Here is a 20,037-nt window from a genome sequence, read left to right on the forward strand (position 1 = left end):
CCATCGCCCCTCCCTGGCACTGCTGCTGGACATGCGGCGAGTTTGCACTCTTTTTTCAGTGCCCGATCAATGTCCGCCGAACACGTCCACAGGGGGCGGGGACACATGTCGCCGCAGCTGGCCGTCGGCGACTTCGAGTGCCTCCGGGTAGCTGGCCCAGGGCCCCCGCACGGTGAGAACCGGGGAGCCTTCTTCGTCGAAGATGAAGATGCTGTGGGGCACCGGCGCGCGCTGCCGCAAGGTGACGGGCCTCACCATGTAGACGGAACCATGCAGTTCGATGTTGGGAGGCCAAGGGGTGTTCATGCCGGCACCTGTTGCAAATGTTTCAACTGCGGCCATGCTATGCCCAGAAGCGCCATTCGGACGGTCAGCAACCCAGGGGAGCGTGATGTACTGCACGGATGCTGCCGCCATCTAGGGGGGCTGGTTGGGCTGAGACGGCATTTCCCCTGGGGTCCTTGTTCATTGATTGCGGATGTTCATGAAAAAAAGAACACGCAGAAAAATAAACACCCGGGATGGTGATCGAACGGGCACCCCACCGACCCGCTCCTGCATGCGATGCTTGCGCGCGCAAAGGCGCAAAGGCGGCAATGCAGGCACTGGGCACGAGGGGTTTGTGGGCCGGTGCAATGGCACTGGAGCGCTGCGTAGCGCAAGGTCGAACGGGTGCAGGCCCATGGGCTGCGCCCGTTCTAAAAAATCCCGGCGCCGCCCCTGTCGAAGGCGACTTTCACAGCCAGTGGCCCTGTAGTCAGTCTCGGCCGCTGATGCGTTGCTTACCAGGATTTGCCTGGTTGCCGCGCAGGGCGAGCCAAAAGCCTTTGTCAAGCTGTTTATCGCTATCGCATCCGATGTCCAGGCGAGTCTAGCCAAGTAAGCTGGACCATGCTCTCCAAGGTGCGAAGTACAGCACCAGCGCCACGATAGCAACCTTGCATAGGTCTCGGGCAATCAGGGCGTAGAGCCGCAGGTGATCGTTCTGAAAAGCGAGGTAGGGTTCTATTGCCCACCGCGTGAGGCGATCGACCGGCCCGCGTTCTTGCGGCGACTTCTTTTTGGGAATCATTTCTCGACCTCCTTGGGTTTCGAGCGCTTGGTCTTGGCGGGCACACTGGTCGTTGTCGCAGCTTTCACGGTCTTTGTGGCTGCCTTTCTCTCTGCTTTTTCAAGTCCTTCCAGGTAGCTGTCGTAGTCCGTAATTTCGTGCTCAGCGCCAATGTCGATTAGCCTGTCACGGAAGCGGCCGTAGAACGAGGGCTGCGTCTTGTCTGCCCGTTTCAGTTTCTCAATGCCGATATTCGGATTCAGCAGAAGGACGTAGTGGAATTCACCGGTTGAGCCTTCTTTCGTCTCAATAAAGCCTAGAGCACGCAGCGAGCGCATACGGCGGCGCCAAGTGTCCACCGCACGCTCCCCTTCAAAGCCAGATTCGGTCGCGAAGGCGGCGGGGGCGTCGATGGTCAGCAGTGGGTGGTCAGGGGCGCGAATCCACAGGCAGAGCAGCACGTGGCCTGCAGGCTGGCCTTTCGATTGCGCGTCGATGGCTTGCATGGCAAGCGGCAGCGTCCGTGGAATCGTTGAAAAGCCATCGTTCCTGGAGCGCTTCCAGAGCAGTTCGTCCGAGTAGCCGGGGAACTGAATTTTCATTTGCTCTTCCGCTCGCTCGGTCATGTTGAGGCGGCGGCGACGGGTCTGTTTCTGAGTTGCCATGATTGTCCTTCTGGTTCTGAAGATGGCTCAATTTGGCACCTAGTACCACGCAATTGCAACGAGTGAATACGCTAGATAAAACTCATCTGGTCGAAAAATAGCGCACTACAGTGCGGCCAAGACTGCAGGAAATTAAGATATTTGAACTGATGAGTTGCGTGATTACGCAGACTGAGAGAGAAAAAAGTGAATAGATTCATGGAGTTAGCGAGGACTTGCGGTGCTCCTTGTGCTCCTTGTGCTCAATGTGCTCTCTGTGCTCAATGTGCTCCCGGTATAGGGTGAAGGGAAAAGGGGCTGCTGACCGTGTCAGATCAGGTCAACTGGCTGCAAAAAAGGGCCAAGCCAGGACGGTCCGGGTCAGTTCTCCGCCAGTTGCCGAAGTACACGCAGGAGAGCTCTTGGCTCGCCTGACCGACCGTGGAAGCCGCTACCGCCGCAGCTGCTTTGCGTCGAGAGCGGTGCTGAGCAGAGCCTTGGTGCACTCGCGCGCTACGCAAGTCAAGGTGAATAGCCGGGCTGCATCTCGCGTTTATGTTTGGCTGCGGGGCACTCTAAAGCCGGCCATCTGCCCTCTACCGGTTGCTGCTGGAAGCGAAGGCTGGCCCGCAGCCCTAAAAAACCCCGGCCTCGCCCTTGTCGAAGGCAGCCTTCCACAGCCGGTAGCCCTGCAGTTCCGACTCGGTGACTGGTGAGTTGCCCACCAGCACCTGCCCGGCTGCCGCGCCGGGAGCGCGGTTGGGCGCATGCCCGAGCTGGACTTTCCAACGCCCCGCCTTCGCTGCCTGGCGGGCTTCGTCGAGAGACTTGAATTGCGCTTCACCATAGGCGCAGCTCACGACCAGCAGGTGGTCATCTTCCGTGGCAACGAAGGGCTTGCCCTGGATGTGGATGGTTGCGCCTTTCTTCACGTCCACGCGGTCCACCCTGAGAACCTTGTTGACGGCATAGGTGCCGTCACCCCGGCTGCTCGCCAGCAGGTCACCCTCCTTGAAGGCGAATCGCTTGTACTCGGGCGGGAAGTAGTTGCCGGCGTACGAGGTGGTCATTTGGAGGATGAAGAGAAGAAGGGCAGCGAGGCGTGGCATGGGGGCCTATTGTTCATGTTCATGAAGCGAGCCCAGCAAACCTGGGCAACAACGGCCCGCTCGCCCAGTCTGAAGGGTGGTCTGCGCCGCGGCTCTACGCCACCGACCAATCCCCATCCCTTACCACCGACACCCCATTCAACCGGACCAGGCTATCCTGGCTGCCCAGCGCCGCCGTGCCATCGTTCACCAGGATGTAGGTGTCGCCGCCGTAGCCAAAGGCAATGGCCTTGTTCGCGCCGGCCGTATTGGCGGCCAGGGCGGCGGCGTCCAGCAGCGAGGCGGACGCGGCGATGCTGGCCAGTTGCTCGGTGCTGGGTGCGGCCTTGGCCGTGGACGCAGCGGCAGCCAGGCGCAGTTGGTCGGTGCCGCTTGCGAAGTCGGTCACCTCGATGGCCGAGCGGCGCAGCGCGGCAACGCTTTCGAGCCCCAGGGCAACCGCCGTGGGGCCGGCCAGGCCCCTGAGGACGAGCACATCGGCGCCGCTGCCCAGGGTGATGCTGTGTGCGGCGCGCGCGCCGATGGCGACGGTGTCTGCCCCGTCGCCCGCATCGATGGCCGCGCGCCCGCCGGAGGCGTCGTTCACGGTGATGCGGTCGGCCGCCTTGCCGCCAATGATGCCGATGGGCGTGGCGCCCGTGGTGGCGAACGTGAGGTCCAGCGTCTGGAGGTAGGCGGCATTGATCACCTCCACATGCGCGCCGGTGATGGTGGTGGTAAGGGCCTGGTTGCCCGAGAGCGTGATCTCCTCGGCCGCGGCGGCGGTGATGCGGGCGCTGTTGACCGTGGTGGCGGCCACGCCGCCAGTCGTGCTGGTGATGCTCAGGGCGATCACATCGGGCACGATGAGCTCGTCCGCCCAGGTCGCATCGGCCAGTGAAAGGTTCACCGGCGCGTTCCTGTCCGCAGGGGGCTGGAAGTGCACCGTGAGCGCCGTGCCGGCCTGCGAGTTCTGGATGCCCACCCACGCTTCGCTGGGCACCCCGGTGAACATGGCGCTGCCGCCTGGGGCTGTGTCGAGCCACAGCTGCCTGATCTCGGGCGATTTCTCGGCGCCGAATTGCGCCCCTGCGCTCGCGGTGATGAACACGGACCCGATGCCGCGCAAGGTGGGCACCACCTTCTCGCCGGCGGCCAGTGTGGCCTTGAGCGTGTCGCCCTTGGGGCTGCTGCCGTAGCCATGGATGGTGTCGCCCGAACCCAGTTGGCCAGGGGTCATGGCCAGGAAAACGTCCTCATACGGCGTGCCCCTCAGCGTGTCGGCATCGCGGGTCAGCTCGAACGTGGCGCCTGTGCCCGTCGGGAAGCTTTCAAATGGGAAGCTGCCGAGGTTGGCAGGGTTGGTGGAGAAAGCGTGCGACGCCGCGATCTTGTCGTTCCAGCGCACTGCCGCTGCCGCGTAGATGGCCAGGTCGCCCGTGGCGCCCTCCAGGCCCGACAGCATTTGCCCCAGCTGCAGCGCGACGATGCCCAGATTGGCCTTTCCCACCGAGGCCAGGTAGTCCGCCAGCGCTGTCTGCAGGCCGGGGTTGGGCAACAGGCCCATCTTCTGCAGCAGCATGGCCGACATCTGCGCTTCAGACATGGGGGCATAGACACTACCGAACTTCAGCGCTATCGCATTGGCCCCCTTCGCCTCGGCTTCAACCAGCCAGTAGCCATACGAATGCGGCCCGTACCACAGCGGCCGTTCCAGCAGCAAACGGCTCAGCATGCTCACGGTAGTCTCTGCGCCGGTCATCTGCACAGGCATCTCCAAACTCCCAGGGTGATTTTTAATGGTGCGCAAAGGCTATCGCATCCGCCTGGCTTTGGAGTGTGCTGGTCGTTCCTCAGGTAGCAACTGTTTGCTACAGGGATGGGCCAAGCGGTCGGAGATTCCGTGGGTATGGCTATCCCGGCAATGTCCGCCTTTGGTGGATCGCTGGAGCGCCAAGCTCCCCACCCTCACACCATCGGAAACGCCCCAGGCCCTCTCTCCACGGACACATCCCTGGCGCGCAGTTCCGCCTGGCATTCCGAGCAGGTGGTGACCGGGTCGAACAGGTGGCCGCAGCCGGTGTGCCGGTGCAGCAGGGGGCGGCCGGCCTGGCCCGCCATGTGCACGTCACCCCAGTGCACGATGGCCATGATGACAGGTGCAGGTCCCAGGGCGTCAGGCAGGTACTCATGGCGAACAGGCGCCTCTTGGTCCGCATGTGGGGGCAGGCCGCCGTGCACGCTGCGCGCTAAAGTTGTATGATACTTATCATGCGAAATAGCAAGACCACTGCCAGAAGCGCTGCCAAGGAGGCCACGCACGAGCGCATCGTGTCCGTGGCGGCGCGCGCCATTCGCCGCAGTGGCTACGACGGCACGGGGGTTGCGGACATCATGAAGGAGGCGGGCCTCACGCATGGCGCCTTCTACGCGCACTTCGATTCCCGAGAGGCCATGCTGGCCGAAGCTGCGGCGAAGGCATGTGCGGAGTCCGCAGCCGCTGCCGCCAACGTGGTGGCCAGCGTGCCGCCGGGCGCGGCCCTGGCGTCCATGCTCGCCAGCTACCTCTCCCGAGGGCATGTGGAACAGGTGGAGCTCGGGTGCCCCCTGGCCGCGCTGGGCTCCGAAACCGTGCGCCAGGCGCCCGAGGTGCGGCGGGTCGCCACCCGGCATATCAAGGAAGTGGTCGATCTGATCGCCCGCCAGTCACCGGACTGGGGGCAGCCTGCCGCCCACGAGCGCGCGCTGGTCACCGTGGCCACCATGGTCGGGGCCTTGCTGCTGGCGCGTGCGGTGGACGAGCCCGCCCTGTCGGATGGGCTGCGCGAAGCTGCGCTCAAGCATCTGGCGCCTTCCGCGCCCTGAACCGCACGTGCAGGCCGTGCGCCTTTTTTTGTCATTTAATATGATGATCATCATTCGAAATACGCCAACCCGCAAGGACACACCATGAAAGCCTTCCTTCTTGAGCGCTACGGCAAACAGCGCGCATTGCGCTTGGCCGAAGTGCCCCGGCCGCAACTGCGCGCCGACGAGGTGCTGGTGGAGGTGCATGCGGCAGGCGTGAACCTGCTGGACGCCAAGATCCGCAACGGAGAGTTCAAACCCATCCTGCCTTACCGCCTGCCGCTGGTCCTGGGCCACGACGTGGCTGGGGTGGTGGTGGAGGTCGGCCCGCAGGTGCGCCAGTTCAAGATCGGCGACGAGGTCTATGCCCGGGCCGATGATTTCCGCATCGGCACCTTCGCCGAATTCGTGCCGGTCAAGGAATCTTCACTGGCACCCAAGCCCGCAGGCCTGTCCATGGTGGAGGCCGCTTCCATCCCCCTGGTGGGGCTCACGGCATGGCAGGCCCTGGTGGAGCGGGGCGGGCTCCAGCGCGGGCAGAAGGTCTTCATCCAGGCGGGCTCCGGGGGTGTGGGCACCTTCGCCATCCAGTTGGCCAAACACCTGGGCGCCAGCGTTGCGACGACAGCCGGCGCAGCCAGTGCATCGGCCATGAAAAGCCTGGGCGCCGACCTCGCCATCGACTACCGCACGCAGGACTTTGAAGCCTTGCTGCGCGGCTATGACCTCGTTCTGCACAGCCAGGATGGCAAGGCGCTCGAAAAATCCCTGCGCGTGCTCAAGCCGGGCGGCAAGCTCATTTCCATCTCCGGCCCGCCGGACCCGGCATTCGCCAAGGGCAGCAAGGCGCCTGGCATCGTGCGGCTGCTGCTGCGCTTGATCAGCGCCGGCGTGCGGCGGCGGGCGAAAGGCCTGGGCGTCGACTATTCCTTCCTCTTCATGCGGGCCGATGGCGGGCAACTGCGGGAGATCACCCGCCTCATCGACACCGGAACCATCCGCCCGGTGATCGACAAGGTGTTCCCGTTCGACGCTACCAACGAGGCGCTGGCGTATGTCGAGTCCGGTCGTGCCAAAGGCAAGGTAGTCATCCAGCTCAAGTAAGTCGTTCCGCATCCATCCACGGAGTTCCCATGAAAATCGAAAACGCTGTTGTCCTCATCACCGGTGCCAATCGCGGTATCGGCCTGGCCTTTGCCCGTGAGCTGCTTGCCCGCGGTGCGCGCAAGGTGTATGCCGGTGCGCGCGATCCTGCCAGCATCACCCCCCAGGCGGGCGTGCAGGCCCTGCGGCTGGACGTCAACCACCCGGGCGAGGTGGCGGCAGCCGCAGCGCAGGCGCAGGACGTCACCCTGGTCATCAACAATGCCGGCATCGCCCAGCCCGGCGGCTTTCTGGCGCCCGACAGCGAAGAGCTCGCGCGGCGCATCTTCGAGACCAACTTCTTCGGCGTGCTGCGCGTGAGCCAGGCCTTCGCGCCCATCCTGTCGGCCAACGGCGGCGGTGCCTTGCTCAACGTGCTGTCGGTCGCTTCCTGGGTGAATGGTGGCGAGCTGGCCGCCTACTCGGCCAGCAAATCGGCGGCCTGGTCGCTGACCAATGCCCTGCGCAACGAGCTGGCGGGGCAGAAGACGCAGGTACTGGGCCTGCACATGGCCTATGTCGATACCGACCTCACGCGCGGCTTCGACGTGCCCAAGACCAGCCCCGAGCAGATCGTCAAGCGCGCGTTGAACGGCCTGGAATTGGGTCTGGACGAGGTGCTGGCCGATGAACTCACCCAGCACATCAAGATCGGGCTGACGGCGCCCCGGCCGAGCTACCTGCCGCAGGCGGCCTGAACTGCCCCAATCCAGTTGCGGCTCTGTGCCGTGGCGCGGGTCTCCTGCGGCGCGAGGAGCTTGCGCGACTGGTTCGGGATGCCGGACCGGCGTTTCGCCGGGTGCCATCCCGGCCAATCGGCCGTCCCGGTTGCCTTCGATGAAGAACCGGGCCGCAAGGCGGCCCCGGGCCACACCGGTTACCCAGCACCCGTGGTCCCCTGAACGGGTCGAAGTGCCAGCCCCACGTTCTCGACGGGTGGGACCACCGATCTTTGATCCCCCTGGATGAACTTGCTGCGCCTGGGCAGGGCAACCCTGAACAGGCCTTGCCCTGGGCCACCCGTCAACTCGTTATAAGTTCGTTGATCAAACTATGTCGGGTTTGTCCCGATGTATTGCACAAACTGGGGCTTTCATAATTTGTTCGTCGTCCGCACTAAATGACTTCATGTCCTGAAGAGGCTGCCTGGGCAAGCTGGGCGCACAGGTCCTGCGGGAGGGCAGGCGGCACGACAAGCATGAACGCCAGATTCAGCAACCAAGGCCCGCACGAGGCCAATCACGGAGACAAAGATGAAACTGAAAACAACGTTGACGGCCCTGGCGCTTGGCTTGGCCAGCGTCGGCGCTTTCGCCCAAGTCGTGGGCGTGAGCTGGTCCAACTTCCAGGAAGAGCGCTGGAAGACCGACGAGAAGGCCATCAAGGACCAACTGGCCAAGCTGGGCGCAAGCTACATCAGCGCGGATGCGGGCGGATCGCCGGAAAAGCAGCTCTCCGACGTAGATTCGCTGATCGCCAAAGGCGCCAAGGTGCTGATCGTGCTGGCGATGGACAAGGACGCGATCCTGCCGGCCGTCAACAAGGCCGCGCAGCAGAAGATCCCGGTGGTGGCGTATGACCGCCTGATCGAGGCGGCCGGGGTGTTCTACATCACCTTCGACAACGTCGAGGTGGGCCGCATGCAGGCGCGCGCGGTGTTCGAAGCCAGGCCCAAGGGCAATTACGTGATGGTCAAGGGCTCGCCCACCGACCCGAACGCCAACTTTCTGCGCGCCGGGCAGCAGGAAGTGATCGAGGCGGCCATCACCAAGGGCGACATCAAGATCGTTGGCGAGGAATACACCGAGGGCTGGAAGCCCGAGGTGGCGCAAAAGAACATGGAGCAGATCATCACCAAGACCGGTGGCAAGATCGATGCCGTGGTGGCCTCCAACGATGGCACCGCCGGTGGAGTGGTGGCGGCGCTGACGGCCAAGGGCATCAAGGGCATTCCGGTGTCGGGGCAGGACGGCGACCACGCCGCGCTCAACCGCGTGGCCCAGGGCTCGCAGACGGTGTCGGTCTGGAAGGATGCACGCGACCTGGGCCGCGATGCCGCATCGGCCGCTGTCTCCTTGGCCAAGGGCCAGAAGATCGCTGGCGCGCAGACCTGGAACGGGGGTGAGAAGAAGGTGGCCTTGCAGGCGCAGTTCCTCAAGCCCGTGCCGATCACGGCAAAAAACCTGGACCTCGTGGTCAAGGCGGGCTGGATCAAGAAGAGCGACCTGTGCAAGGGCGTGGACGCCGCCAAGGGGCCTGAGGCGTGCAAATGATGGTGTCGTCGGCTTCCTGACGGATGAAGGCTCCCGGACCGTGAGCCGCCCCTCGTGTCCTGTCCCGCAAATAGATGCCAATAAAACCGCGTCTTTCACGCCAGGGCAGCGTTGCAAATCCTCGCGATAGCTACGGCTATCGCTGCGGTTTGCGCCTTGCCCTGGCGCGAAATCCATCGGCTTTATTTTTGGCATCTATTTGCGGGACAGAACACTAGCCTGCGGTCCTTTTTTGTTTCTGGTGGAGTGCGCTTGTGAGTCCTGTTCCCAATGTCCTCAGGCAGTTGGCCATCGATTGGCGGCTGGTGCTGATGGGGGTGGTCCTGGTGGCCACGGCCATCGTGTTCAACATCCTCTCCGGCGGCCTGTTCCTGTCGCCCGAGAATCTCTACAACATTGCCCAGCAGACCGCGGTGGTCGGCATCGTGGCCACGGTGGTGGTGCTGGTCATCGTCGCACGCCACATCGATCTGTCGGTCGGCTCCGTCATGGGGTTTGTGGGTGTGCTGATCGCCACGCTGATGTACACCGCCGGCTGGCACTGGGTCGAGGCGTCCCTCGCCGGGCTGGCCGTCGCCATCGGCGTATCGCTTTACCAGGGTGCGCTCACGGCAATGCTGGGGGTGCCGTCTTTCGTGGTCACGCTGGGTGGGCTGATGTCGTTTCGCGGCGCGGCCTTTCTGGTGGCCGATGGCAAGACCCAACCGGTCAGCGACGCATTCTTTCAAAGGCTGGGCGGTGGTTTTGATGGCGCCATCGGCGTGCAGGCCAGCTGGTGGCTGGCGCTGGCGCTGGTCGTGGCCATGGGGGTCAAGACCTGGCTGCGGCGCCGGGCCAAGGCTGCGTATGGTGTGCCCAGCCCGCCGCTGTGGCTGGATGCTCTGGTGGCCGCCGTGCCAGCGTTGATTGCCGTGGCTTTTGTCGCCACGATGAACGCCTACCAGATCCCCACCAAGGACGCGCCCCAGGGCGTGCCGATCCCCGTACTGATCTGGGGCGGCGTGGCCGTGGTGCTGTCGTTCATCGTGCGCCGCACACGTTTTGGCCGCTATGTGTTTGCCATGGGGGGCAACCCGGAGGCCGCCGCGCTGGTCGGTATTCCGGTGCGTCGCGTCACCCTGATGCTGTTTGCTCTGATGGGGGTTCTCATCACCATCGCGGCCATGGTCTCGATTGCACGGCTGAACGCGGGGACCAATTCACTGGGCACCGGCATGGAGCTGTTTGTGATCGCTGCGGCCGTGATCGGCGGCACGGCGCTCTCCGGCGGCAGTGGTTCCATTCTGGGATCGGTGCTGGGCGCGCTCATCATGCAAAGCATCGACAGCGGCCTGTTGCTGCTGGACATCTCGATTGGCCTGCGCTACGTGATCATCGGCCAGGTCCTGATTGCCGCCGTGGTGTTCGACGTGGTCTATCGCCGCTTGACGGGAGACGCGGCATGAACGCGCCCCTGGTGGAGATGCGCCACATCGGCAAGTCGTTTGGCGGCGTGAAGGCGGTAAACGATGTCAGCCTGAACCTGCACCCGGGCGAGGTGGTCGCCTTGCTGGGGCACAACGGTGCAGGCAAGTCCACGCTGATGAAGATGCTGGCGGGCGCCTACCCGATCGACAGCGGAGAGGTGCTGGTGCAGGGGCAGAAATCCCACATCCGTACGCCCGTCGATGCCCAGCGCCTCGGCATCGAGTCGATCTACCAGACGCTGGCGCTGGCCGACAACCTGGACGCAGTGGCCAACCTGTTCCTGGGGCGTGAGCTGCTCACACCCTGGCGCACGCTGGACGACCACCGCATGGACGCCGAAGCGCGCAAGGTATTCGAGCGCCTGAACAAGAACTTTCGCAACGTGCGCACGCCAGTGCGGCGCCTGTCGGGCGGCCAGCGCCAGGTGGTGGCGATCTCGCGCGCCATCTACTTCAACGCGCGCATCCTGATCATGGATGAGCCCACTGCCGCGCTCGGTCCTGAGGAAACCGCGATGGTGGGCAACCTCGTGCGCCAGCTCAAGGCCGAGGGCGTTGGCATCTTCCTGATCACCCACGACATGCCCGACGTGTTCGGGCTCAGCGACCGCCTGGCGGTGATGAAGAACGGGCGCCTGGTGGGCACCTACCGCACCGCGGGGGTTACCGAGGACGAGGTCCTGGGCATGATCATCGCCGGCAAGCAACCCGAGGGAAAAGCGCAGGCCCACAGCCTTTGAAAACCGGCGCTCCGAAGACCACACCATGAAAACCACCGGCGACCAGCAACTTGTCAAACGGATCAATCGCAGCGTGCTCCTGCGGTTGCTGCGCCAGCGGGGCGGCCTGTCTCGCGCGCAACTGGCCAGCGAGAGCGGCCTGACCAAGTCGACGGTGAGCCTGCTGGTGCGCGAGTTGATCGAAGAGGGCTGGATCACCGAAACCAGCCTGGCGGCCGCACAGGGCCTTGGCCGCCCCTCCACACCCTTGCAGCTGGACGGCAGCCGCCGCGCCATGCTGGGCGTGGAGATCGGGGTCGAGTCGCTGCGCGTGGTGGGTGTGTCGCTCACGGGCGAGGTACTGTGGTCGGCCGAGGAGCCCCTGGCCGACCGCGCGCCTGGAGCGGTGTGCGGCCAGGTTGCGGCCCTGGCGGTGCGCGCGCATGGCGAACTGGCGGCCAGGCCGGTGCTGGTCTCTGGCATGGGCATCGGTGTGCCCGGCGCGTTCGACGAGGCCACCGGCACCATCCGCTTCGCGCCCAACCTGGGCTGGCGTGATGTAGCCTTCCAGCCGCTGATGGCACGCGCCCTGGCCGAGGCTGGCTGCCCGTCGGTGGTTATGCATGTGCAAAACGAAGCCGACACCGCCGCGCTCAGCGAATACGAGTTTGCCGGCGGTGAGGCGACGGATTCGCTGATCTTCGTGACCTGCGGCGTGGGCGTGGGCGCTGGCATCGTGCTCAACGACCGCCTGTTCACCGGGCTGCAGGGCATGGCTGGCGAAATCGGCCACAGCATTGTGCAGATCGACGGACCGGCGTGCTCCTGCGGACGCAAGGGGTGTGCCGAAACCTTCCTTGGCGCCCGCGCGCTGGAACGGCAGGCCGAGCCAGCGCGCGGCGGTGTCTACCTGGGCGTGGTGCTGCAAAACCTGTGGACTACCTTCAACCCGGGCGCACTGGTCGTCGGTGGACCGTCTTGCGAGCGCTATCCCGACATCGTGCGCGTGGCCCGAGAAACGCTGCAGGGCTATGCGACCAGCGCAGGCATGGCCGCGCCCAAGGTGCGTTCGGCCCGCTACGGGCTGCTGGCCTCGGCCGTCGGCGCGGCCGCACTGGTGCTGCACCACGAGCTTCGGCCCATGCATGCGCCTGCGGTCACCGCGCCACCGGACGAGTCCGAACACCGGCGGGGCGACGCAGCGCCCCAGTTCCTTCACTGATTGATTGCAACAACCCATGTACATCGGCATCGACATTGGCACCTCCGAAGTCAAGGCCCTGCTGCTGGGGCCTGACCAGCGCGTGGTGGGCTCGGCGGGCGTGGCCCTCACGGTGTCGCGGCCCCATCCGGGCCATAGCGAGCAGGACCCCGCTGACTGGTGGGGCGCCACGCAGGCGGCCCTGGCCAGCCTGCAGGCGGCGCACCCGGGCGAGTATGCGGCGGCGCAAGCCATCGGCCTCTCGGGCCAGATGCATGGCGCCGTGCTGCTGGATGCGCAAGACCGCGTATTGCGGCCCGCGATCCTCTGGAACGACACGCGCAGCGCCGCAGAGTGCAGCGAGATGATGCACGAGCTTGCGGCCCTGAGCGATCTGGGCGGCAGCCTCGCGATGCCGGGCTTCACCGCGCCCAAGCTGCGCTGGGTCGCGCGCCACGAGCCCGAGGTGTTCCGGCGCGTGGCCAAGGTGTTGCTGCCCAAGGACTATGTGCGCCTGATGCTCACAGGGGAACACGCCAGCGACATGTCGGACGCCAGCGGCACGCTCTGGCTTGATGTGCAGCGCCGTGACTGGTCCGAGCCCCTTCTGGCGTTGACTGGCCTTTCGCGCCGGCACATGCCCCGGCTCGTTGAAGGCAGCGAGGTCAGCGGGCGGCTGCGGGCCGAGGTCGCGCAGTCGCTGGGCCTGCGGACTGGCACCGTGGTGGCGGGTGGTGCGGGCGACAACGCGGCCAGCGCCGTGGGCATGGGCGCGGTGCAGCCAGGCCAGGGGTTCCTGTCGCTGGGCACCAGCGGCGTGCTGTTCGTGGTCACGCCCACTTACCAGCCCAATGCCGCCAGCGCCACGCATGCGTTCTGCCATGCCGTGCCCGGCCGCTGGCACCAGATGAGTGTGATGCTCGCGGCGGCCAGCGCGCTGCAGTGGGTCGCGAAGCTGCTGGGCACGCCCCATGTCGCAGACGTGGCGGCACGCGCGGCGGCGCTGGATGCTGCGGGCCGAGAGGCCGCGCCACTGTTCCTGCCGTACCTGAGCGGCGAGCGCACGCCCCACAACGACGCCAATGTGCGGGGCAGCTTCCACGGCCTGGACTTCGATACCGATGCCGCGCGCTTGGGCTACGCGGTCATTGAAGGCGTGAGCTTTGGCTTGCGCGATGGCCTGGCCGCATTGAACGCCACTGGCAGCGAGGTCACGCGCCTGTCGCTGGTGGGCGGCGGCGCCCGCAGCGCCTTCTGGGCCCAGATGCTGGCCAGCGCGCTCGATGTGGAGATCGTCACCCACGGTGGTTCGGCCGTCGGCGGCGCCCTGGGCGCCGCCCGCCTGGGCGCCCTGAGCGCGGGGGCCCCGATGGCCTCTACCTGCCTGCCTCCCCCCGTGGACACCGTCTACCAGCCCGACCCGGGCGAGAGCGCGCTGCTGGCGCCTCGCCACGCCCTGTTCCGCAGCCTGTACCGCAGGCCCTGACGTCCTTAGCCGAGAAACCCATGAGCACCTATTTTTCCGACATTGCCCCCATCGCCTACGAAGGCCCTGAGTCTTCCAACCCGCTGGCCTTCAAGTGGTACGACAAAGACCGCCTGGTGCTGGGCAAGCGCATGGAGGAGCACCTGCGTTTTGCCGTCTGCTACTGGCACAGCTTCTGCTGGAACGGGTTTGACCCTTTCGGCTACGACGGCACCTTCGAGCGTCCTTGGCAGCGCACGGCCGACCCGATGGCCGCGGCGCGCCTGAAGGCCGATGCGGCGTTTGACTTCTTTGTTCGCCTGGGCGCGCCGTACTACTGCTTTCACGACCGCGACGTGGCGCCCGAGGGCAGCACACCCCGCGAAAGCGTGAACCACCTGCACGAGATGGTCGATGTGCTGCAGGCCAAGCAGGCCGAGACGGGCATGAAGCTGCTGTGGGGAACGGCCAACCTGTTCAGCCACCGCCGCTTCATGTCCGGCGCCTCGACCAACCCCGACCCCGAAATCTTTGCCCTGGCCGCCCTGCAGGTGAAAGAGGCGATGGACGCGACACTCAAGCTCGGCGGGGAGAACTATGTGCTGTGGGGTGGCCGCGAGGGCTATGAGACCCTGCTCAACACCCGCGTGGGCCATGAGCTGGACCAGATGGGCCGCTTTTTGAACATGGTGGTGGAGTACAAGCACAAGATCGGCTTCAAGGGAACGATCCTGATCGAGCCCAAGCCGCGTGAACCCTCCAAGCACCAGTACGACTTTGACACCGCCACGGTCTATGGCTTCCTGGCCCGCTATGGGCTGGACAAGGAGATCAAGGTCAACATCGAGGCCAACCACGCCACGCTGTCGGGCCACAGCTTCGAGCACGAGATCGCCACCGCCATCGACCTGGGCATCTTCGGCTCGATCGACATGAACCGCGGCGACATGCAGTGCGGCTGGGACACTGACCAGTTCCCCAACAACATCCCCGAGACGGCCCTGGCCCTGTACCTGATCCTTCAGGCCGGCGGTTTCACCACGGGGGGGCTGAACTTCGATGCCAAGGTGCGGCGCCAGTCCCTGGACGCCGAGGACATGTTCCACGGCCACATCGGCGGCATGGACGTCTCGGCCCGGGCGCTGCTGATTGCCGAGAAAATGGTCACCGACGGGCGCCTGGCCCGCCATGTCGATGCCCGCTACGCCGGCTGGGGTGATGCGTTTGGCCAGGACCTGCTGGCCGGCCGGCTGGGGCTGGACGAGGTGGCAGCCCGTGCGCTGCAGCGCAACCAGGACACGCGGCCGGTTTCCGGGCGGCAGGAGCTGCTCGAGAATCTGCTCAACAGCTATCTTTGACCCGCCGTTGTGAACGGGGAGTGTCCATGAAACCCGTGGTGTGGGGTGTTCTGAGTACCGCCAGGATCGGCATCCAGCATGTGATTCCCGCCATGCGCGCCAGCCCGCTGGTCGAGTTGCGCGCGATCGCTTCGCGCTCCCTGTCTGCTGCCGAGGGGGCTGCGCGGTCGCTGGACATTGCCCAGGCCTACGGGAGCTACGAAGAACTGCTGGCCGACCCGGCCATCGAGGCGATCTACAACCCCCTGCCCAACCACCTGCATGTGCCGCTGACCCTGCAGGCGGCGGCCGCTGGCAAGCATGTGCTTTGCGAGAAGCCGGTGGCGCTCAGCGCAGCAGAGGCCGAGTTGCTCAGGGCCGCCAGTCGCCGCGTGCACATCGAAGAGGCCTTCATGGTGCGCAACCACCCGCAGTGGCTGCGCGCCCGCGAACTGGTGCGCGCGGGGCGCATCGGCACACCGCAAGCGGTACAGGTGTTCTTCTCGTACTTCAACGACGATCCGGTCAACATCCGCAACCAGCCCGGCATCGGCGGTGGGGCGCTGTTCGACATTGGTTGCTATGCGGTTCTGGCGGGGCGCTATCTGTTCGAGTGCGAGCCTTTGCGCGCCGTTTCGCTGGTAGACCGCGACCCGCAACTGGGGACCGACCGGCTCACCAGCGCACTGCTGGATTTTGGCTCCGGCAGGCAGGTGGCATTCACGGTCTCGACGCAGAGCGCCCGGTTTCAAAGGGTTCAGGTAGTGGGCACGCGCGGGCGCATCGAACTGTTCATCCCCTTCAATGCGGTGCGGGGCGGCGAGATGCGCTTGGCGGTGGACGACGGCGGGCAGCTCGATGGCAGCGGCATCACCGTCGAAACCCTGCCGGCCTGCGACCAGTACCGGCTGCAGGTGGAGGCGTTTTCCCGCCGGGTACGCGACACAGCGGGGCCGCAGGCCGATGGTGTTGATGACGCGGTGGCCCAGGCGCGGGTGATGGATGCCCTGTGGCTGTCCGAGCGCACGGGGCGCTGGGAGCCGGTGGCCTAGTCCACTGAAACCGAGAAATCGCGACAGAGGGCGCATCGGTTGCAGCGCCCAATAGGCCGGTGTTGTCAGGTTTTACCTCCGACCTGCGGGGGACTACCCTGCGTTTATCGGTACTGCGGAGTGTCCCGTCCCCTGCGCAAATGCCCGATGGACCGCGCGGGCCTCCGGCACTCCGGTTACTCCGGCTGAATCCCCGCCTCCTTGACCACCTTGCCCCACTTCACCAGGTCCGACTTGATCAGCGCCGCATAGTCTTGCGGCGTGCCGCCCTGGATCTCGATGCCTGCGGCCTCGAGCTTGGCGCGCACGTCGGGCAGCTTCAAGGCCGCGTTGATCTCGGCGTTGAGCCGGGCGACGATGGCCTTGGGTGTGCCGGCAGGCGCCAGGAAGCCGCCGTTGGTGTTGGCGTCGTAGCCCTTGAGGCCTTGTTCCTCGGCCGTGGGCACATCGGGCAGGGCGGCGGTGCGCTTGCGCGTGGAAACCGCGATGGCGCGCACGTTGCCGCCCTTGACCTGGGCCTGGATGGCGCTGATGGTGTCGATGTACAGCGCAGTGCGCCCGGCCAGCAGGTCCGGGTGGGCGGCCGAGGAGCCCTTGTAGGGCACCAGCAGCACCTGTGCGCCGCTGGCCATGCGGAACATCTCGGCCGCCATCTCCTGCGCGCTGCCCCGGCCGGACGTGGCGATCTTGGCCTGCTCGGGATTGGCCTTCATCCAGGCGATGAACTCGGGCAGCGTCTTCGCCGGGATCTGCGGGTACATGGCAAACACCAGCGGCACCTCGTGCGTGTAGACGATGGGCTCGAAGCTCTTTTCCGGGTCCCAGCCCAGGTTCTTGAACAGGTACTTGTTGATGTTGTGGCTGCCGCCCACGATGCCGATGGTGTAGCCGTCGGGCGCGGCCTTGGCCAGCACGTCGGTACCCAGGTTGTTCGACGCGCCGGGGCGGTTGTCGACGATGACCGCTTGGCCCAGCGCCGCAGCGAGCTTGTCGCCGACCACGCGGGCAATGGTGTCGATGGCCCCGCCGGGCGGCGCGGGCACGATGATCTTGATGGCGCGCGTGGGGTAGGCAGCAGCCTGGGCCGATGCCAGCTGTGGTGCGGCTGCCAGCAGGGCCAGCAACGCCGTATGGGCCAGCGCCTTGAGTCTTGTGGATGTGGTTTGCATGGTGTTTGTCTCCGTTGTGTCTTGTGGAATCGAATCGTCGCCAGGCCTCAGCCGCGCCCGACGAAGGGCATGGCGCTGGCCATGAGGGTCATGTTCAGCACGTTGGCCGACAGCGGCAGCGCGGCGATGTGGCGCACCGCATCGGCCACGTGGGTGGCGTCCATCATGGGTTCGGGCGCCACCGTGCCGTTGGCTTGCAGCACGCCCCGGGTCATGCGCTCGGACAGTTCGGTCAGCGCATTGCCGATGTCGATCTGGCTGGCCACGATGCCGAAGGCGCGGCCATCGAGCGCCAGCGCCTTGGTCAGGCCCGTGACGGCGTGCTTGCTCAGCGTGTAGGGGGCCGTGAAGGGGCGCGGCGTGTGCGCCGAGATCGAGCCGTTGTTGATGATGCGCCCGCCCTGCGGCACCTGTCGGCGCATGAGCCCGAAGGCCGCGCGGGCGCACAGGAACACGCCGCCCACGTTGGTGTTGAGCACGCTCAGCCACTTCTCCAGCGGCAGCTCGTCCATGGGCACGGCCGGGGCGTTCACCCCGGCGTTGTTGAACAGCAGGTCCAGCCGGCCAAAGCGCTGCTCAATGGCGTCGAACAGGGCCTGCACGCTGGCCGGGTTGCTCACGTCGGTGGGCACGGCCAGGGCCGTCTGGCCACACGCGGCGGCCTCGTCCGCCAGGGCCTGCAGTGGTTCGGCGCGGCGGCCCGCCAGCACCACGGTCCAGCCGTCGCCCAGCAGGCCAAGCGCGGTGGTGCGGCCGATGCCGCTGCCCGCCCCGGTGACCAGGGCGATGCGAGGGGGTGAAAGGGTGTTCATGCTCAAGGTCTGTCTCCGTCAAATGGGGGAAATCGGCGATGGGCCTGCGCCCACCGCCATGGAAAGTTCGCCGATGCCCTGCACGCCCGCGCGCACCACATCGCCCGGCTGCAGCGGGCCCACCCCGGCGGGGGTGCCGGTGTAGACCAGGTCCCCCGGCGCGAGATTGACCGAGCGCGACAGCATGGCCACCAGCTCCGGCATCGTCCACAGCAGGCCGGACAGGTCCGCGCGCTGGCGCTCCTGGCCATTCACCGTGAGCCAGATGGCGCCTTGGCGGGGGTGGCCACACACCGCAACGGGCACGATGGGCGTGCAGGGGGCGGATTGGTCGAAGGCCTTGGCGGGCTCCCAGGGGCCACCCGCCTGCTTGGCCTGTTGCTGCAGGTCGCGCCGTGTCATGTCCAGCCCGGCGGCATAGCCCCAGATGTGCTGTGCCTCCACGCGCTCCGGGGCGATGTCACGGCCGCCCCGGCCAATGGCCACCACCAGCTCGATCTCGTGGCAGAAGTCGCGGGTTTGCGCGGGGTAGGGCAGCACGCCCTGTGCGGGCACCACGGCGCTGGCGGGCTTCATGAACCAGGCGGGCATGTGCACGGGCCGGGGTTCATCGGGCGCCCAGCGGTAGTTGCGGCCGATGCAGAACACCCGGCCCACGGGGAACAGGGCACTGCTGCCCGCCACCGGCAGGGGGGTGGCGGCGGGTGGAGGGAACGCGAAGTCCGGCATGGTGGCTCACTCGATGGTGATCTTGCGGCTGCGGATGATCTGCGCGTAGCGCGCCCTGTCGGCCGCGATCAGCTTGCCGAACTCCTGCGGCGAGGTGGCACGCGGCACGCCGCCCAGGCCGGCAAAGCGGGCTCTCACGGCTTCGTCCGCGAGCACGGCACGCACATCGGCCGAGATCCTGTCCACCACCTCGGGCGGCGTGCCTGCAGGGGCCAGCAGGCCGATCCACGAGATGGCATTGAAGCCCGGCAGCGCGCCTTCGCCCAGTGTGGGCACCTCGGGCAGTGCAGGCAGGCGCTTGTCGCCGGTGACGGCCAGGGCGCGCAGCTTGCCGGCCTTGATGTGGCCCGAGGCCTCCAGCGCGGTCATGAAGGAGAGTTGCACATGCCCTGCCAGCAGGTCGGCAATCGCAGGGCCGCCGCCACGGTACGGTACGTGCAGGATGAAGGTGCCCGTCTGGTCCTTGAACATCTCGGCCGCCAGGTGCGGCGCGCCGCCGGCCCCCGAGCTGCTGTAGCTCAGCTTGCCCGGCTGCGCCTTGGCCAGGGCGATGAATTCGGCCGGTGTCTTCGCCGCCACGGCCGGGTTGACCATCATCGCCAGCGGCAGCTCGGCCACCAGCGAGATGGGGGCGAAGGCTTTGTCCGCGTCGTAAGGCAGTTTGGCGTACAGCGAGGGGTTGATGGCCTGCGTGCCGATGTTGCCCAGGAGCAGGGTGTAGCCGTCGGCCCTGGACTTGGCCACGTAGTCGGCACCGATCTGCCCGGCCGCGCCGCCCTTGTTCTCCACCACCACGGGCTGGCCCCAGCGCCGGGCCAACTGCTCTGCGATGACACGGCCTCCGGTGTCGGTGCCGCCCCCGGGCGGGAAGGGCACGACCAGGGTCACCGGGCGGTTGGGATAGGCCTGCGCAAAGGCGGTGGATGCCGCCAGGGCCGTGGCGCCGAAGGCGATGGCCAGGGTGAAGGCGAAGCGTCGTCGTGTGGACGTCATGGCGGTGTCTGTCTCCGTTGTGTTTTTTGGGGAAGGGGAAGCGGCGGG

The 20,037-nt window shown here is 66.2% G+C and carries 19 protein-coding genes; 10 read left to right on the top strand and 9 right to left on the bottom strand.

Going from position 1 to position 20,037, the window contains the following annotated elements; translation table 11 throughout:
* Window positions 1-66: 66 nt before the first annotated feature.
* The 5 genes from AC0IZS_RS24670 to AC0IZS_RS24690 form a co-directional block, all read right to left on the bottom strand.
* A complete protein-coding gene (locus AC0IZS_RS24670) occupies window positions 67-306 on the bottom strand; it encodes a hypothetical protein (RefSeq protein ID WP_082604203.1) in 240 nt (79 codons plus the stop codon).
* 762 nt (window positions 307-1,068) lie between these two features.
* Window positions 1,069-1,716, bottom strand: coding sequence for a hypothetical protein (locus tag AC0IZS_RS24675; RefSeq protein ID WP_471638078.1), 648 nt, complete (start codon window positions 1,714-1,716; stop codon window positions 1,069-1,071).
* A 614-nt stretch (window positions 1,717-2,330) separates the two neighbouring features.
* On the bottom strand, window positions 2,331-2,804 hold the full coding sequence (locus AC0IZS_RS24680) for a hypothetical protein (protein ID WP_471638079.1): 474 nt from the start codon (window positions 2,802-2,804) through the stop codon (window positions 2,331-2,333).
* Between the two features lie 94 nt (window positions 2,805-2,898).
* Window positions 2,899-4,518, bottom strand: coding sequence for a bluetail domain-containing putative surface protein (locus tag AC0IZS_RS24685; RefSeq protein ID WP_471639569.1), 1,620 nt, complete (start codon window positions 4,516-4,518; stop codon window positions 2,899-2,901).
* A gap of 233 nt (window positions 4,519-4,751) precedes the next feature.
* Complete coding sequence (locus AC0IZS_RS24690) at window positions 4,752-4,934, bottom strand: hypothetical protein (protein ID WP_471638080.1); 183 nt, start codon at window positions 4,932-4,934, stop codon at window positions 4,752-4,754.
* 108 nt (window positions 4,935-5,042) lie between these two features.
* Here AC0IZS_RS24690 and AC0IZS_RS24695 point away from each other — a divergent pair, with 108 nt between their 5' ends.
* From AC0IZS_RS24695 to AC0IZS_RS24740, 10 genes are all read left to right on the top strand, one after another.
* Entirely contained in the window at window positions 5,043-5,648 is a 606-nt protein-coding gene (locus AC0IZS_RS24695; protein ID WP_471638081.1) for a TetR/AcrR family transcriptional regulator, read from the top strand.
* An 84-nt stretch (window positions 5,649-5,732) separates the two neighbouring features.
* Window positions 5,733-6,734, top strand: coding sequence for an NADP-dependent oxidoreductase (locus AC0IZS_RS24700; protein WP_471638082.1), 1,002 nt, complete (start codon window positions 5,733-5,735; stop codon window positions 6,732-6,734).
* 29 nt (window positions 6,735-6,763) lie between these two features.
* Window positions 6,764-7,471 carry an SDR family oxidoreductase gene (locus AC0IZS_RS24705; protein ID WP_471638083.1) on the top strand — a complete coding sequence of 236 codons (708 nt, stop codon included), beginning with the start codon at window positions 6,764-6,766 and terminating at the stop codon, window positions 7,469-7,471.
* Between the two features lie 555 nt (window positions 7,472-8,026).
* Window positions 8,027-9,046, top strand: a complete 1,020-nt coding sequence (gene xylF / locus AC0IZS_RS24710; protein WP_471638084.1) for a D-xylose ABC transporter substrate-binding protein — start codon at window positions 8,027-8,029, stop codon at window positions 9,044-9,046.
* A gap of 311 nt (window positions 9,047-9,357) precedes the next feature.
* The gene (locus AC0IZS_RS24715; protein ID WP_471639570.1) at window positions 9,358-10,491 is read left to right on the top strand and encodes a sugar ABC transporter permease; all 1,134 of its coding nucleotides are present in this window, start codon (window positions 9,358-9,360) and stop codon (window positions 10,489-10,491) included.
* Window positions 10,488-11,252, top strand: a complete 765-nt coding sequence (locus AC0IZS_RS24720) for an ATP-binding cassette domain-containing protein (RefSeq protein ID WP_471638085.1) — start codon at window positions 10,488-10,490, stop codon at window positions 11,250-11,252. The genes AC0IZS_RS24715 and AC0IZS_RS24720 overlap by 4 nt, the downstream gene beginning before the upstream one ends.
* Before the next feature lie 25 nt (window positions 11,253-11,277).
* Window positions 11,278-12,453, top strand: a complete 1,176-nt coding sequence (locus AC0IZS_RS24725; protein ID WP_471638086.1) for an ROK family protein — start codon at window positions 11,278-11,280, stop codon at window positions 12,451-12,453.
* 16 nt (window positions 12,454-12,469) lie between these two features.
* A complete protein-coding gene (gene xylB / locus AC0IZS_RS24730) occupies window positions 12,470-13,918 on the top strand; it encodes a xylulokinase (RefSeq protein WP_471638087.1) in 1,449 nt (482 codons plus the stop codon).
* A gap of 20 nt (window positions 13,919-13,938) precedes the next feature.
* Window positions 13,939-15,255: a xylose isomerase gene (xylA, locus tag AC0IZS_RS24735; RefSeq protein ID WP_471638088.1), complete on the top strand. Its 1,317-nt coding sequence runs from the start codon at window positions 13,939-13,941 to the stop codon at window positions 15,253-15,255.
* Window positions 15,256-15,281: 26 nt separating this feature from the next.
* Window positions 15,282-16,286: a Gfo/Idh/MocA family protein gene (locus tag AC0IZS_RS24740; RefSeq protein WP_471638089.1), complete on the top strand. Its 1,005-nt coding sequence runs from the start codon at window positions 15,282-15,284 to the stop codon at window positions 16,284-16,286.
* Window positions 16,287-16,462: 176 nt separating this feature from the next.
* Here the strand turns inward: AC0IZS_RS24740 and AC0IZS_RS24745 are convergent, their stop codons facing one another.
* The 4 genes from AC0IZS_RS24745 to AC0IZS_RS24760 are packed head-to-tail and all read right to left on the bottom strand — an operon-like array spanning window position 16,463 to window position 19,989.
* Complete coding sequence (locus AC0IZS_RS24745) at window positions 16,463-17,455, bottom strand: Bug family tripartite tricarboxylate transporter substrate binding protein (protein WP_471638090.1); 993 nt, start codon at window positions 17,453-17,455, stop codon at window positions 16,463-16,465.
* 47 nt (window positions 17,456-17,502) lie between these two features.
* The gene (locus AC0IZS_RS24750) at window positions 17,503-18,267 is read right to left on the bottom strand and encodes an SDR family oxidoreductase (RefSeq protein WP_471639571.1); all 765 of its coding nucleotides are present in this window, start codon (window positions 18,265-18,267) and stop codon (window positions 17,503-17,505) included.
* An 18-nt stretch (window positions 18,268-18,285) separates the two neighbouring features.
* Window positions 18,286-18,996, bottom strand: a complete 711-nt coding sequence (locus AC0IZS_RS24755; protein ID WP_471638091.1) for a fumarylacetoacetate hydrolase family protein — start codon at window positions 18,994-18,996, stop codon at window positions 18,286-18,288.
* Window positions 18,997-19,002: 6 nt separating this feature from the next.
* Window positions 19,003-19,989: a Bug family tripartite tricarboxylate transporter substrate binding protein gene (locus tag AC0IZS_RS24760; protein ID WP_471638092.1), complete on the bottom strand. Its 987-nt coding sequence runs from the start codon at window positions 19,987-19,989 to the stop codon at window positions 19,003-19,005.
* Between the last annotated feature and the right edge of the window lie 48 nt (window positions 19,990-20,037).

Source organism: Acidovorax sp. AC410 (assembly GCF_979253235.1).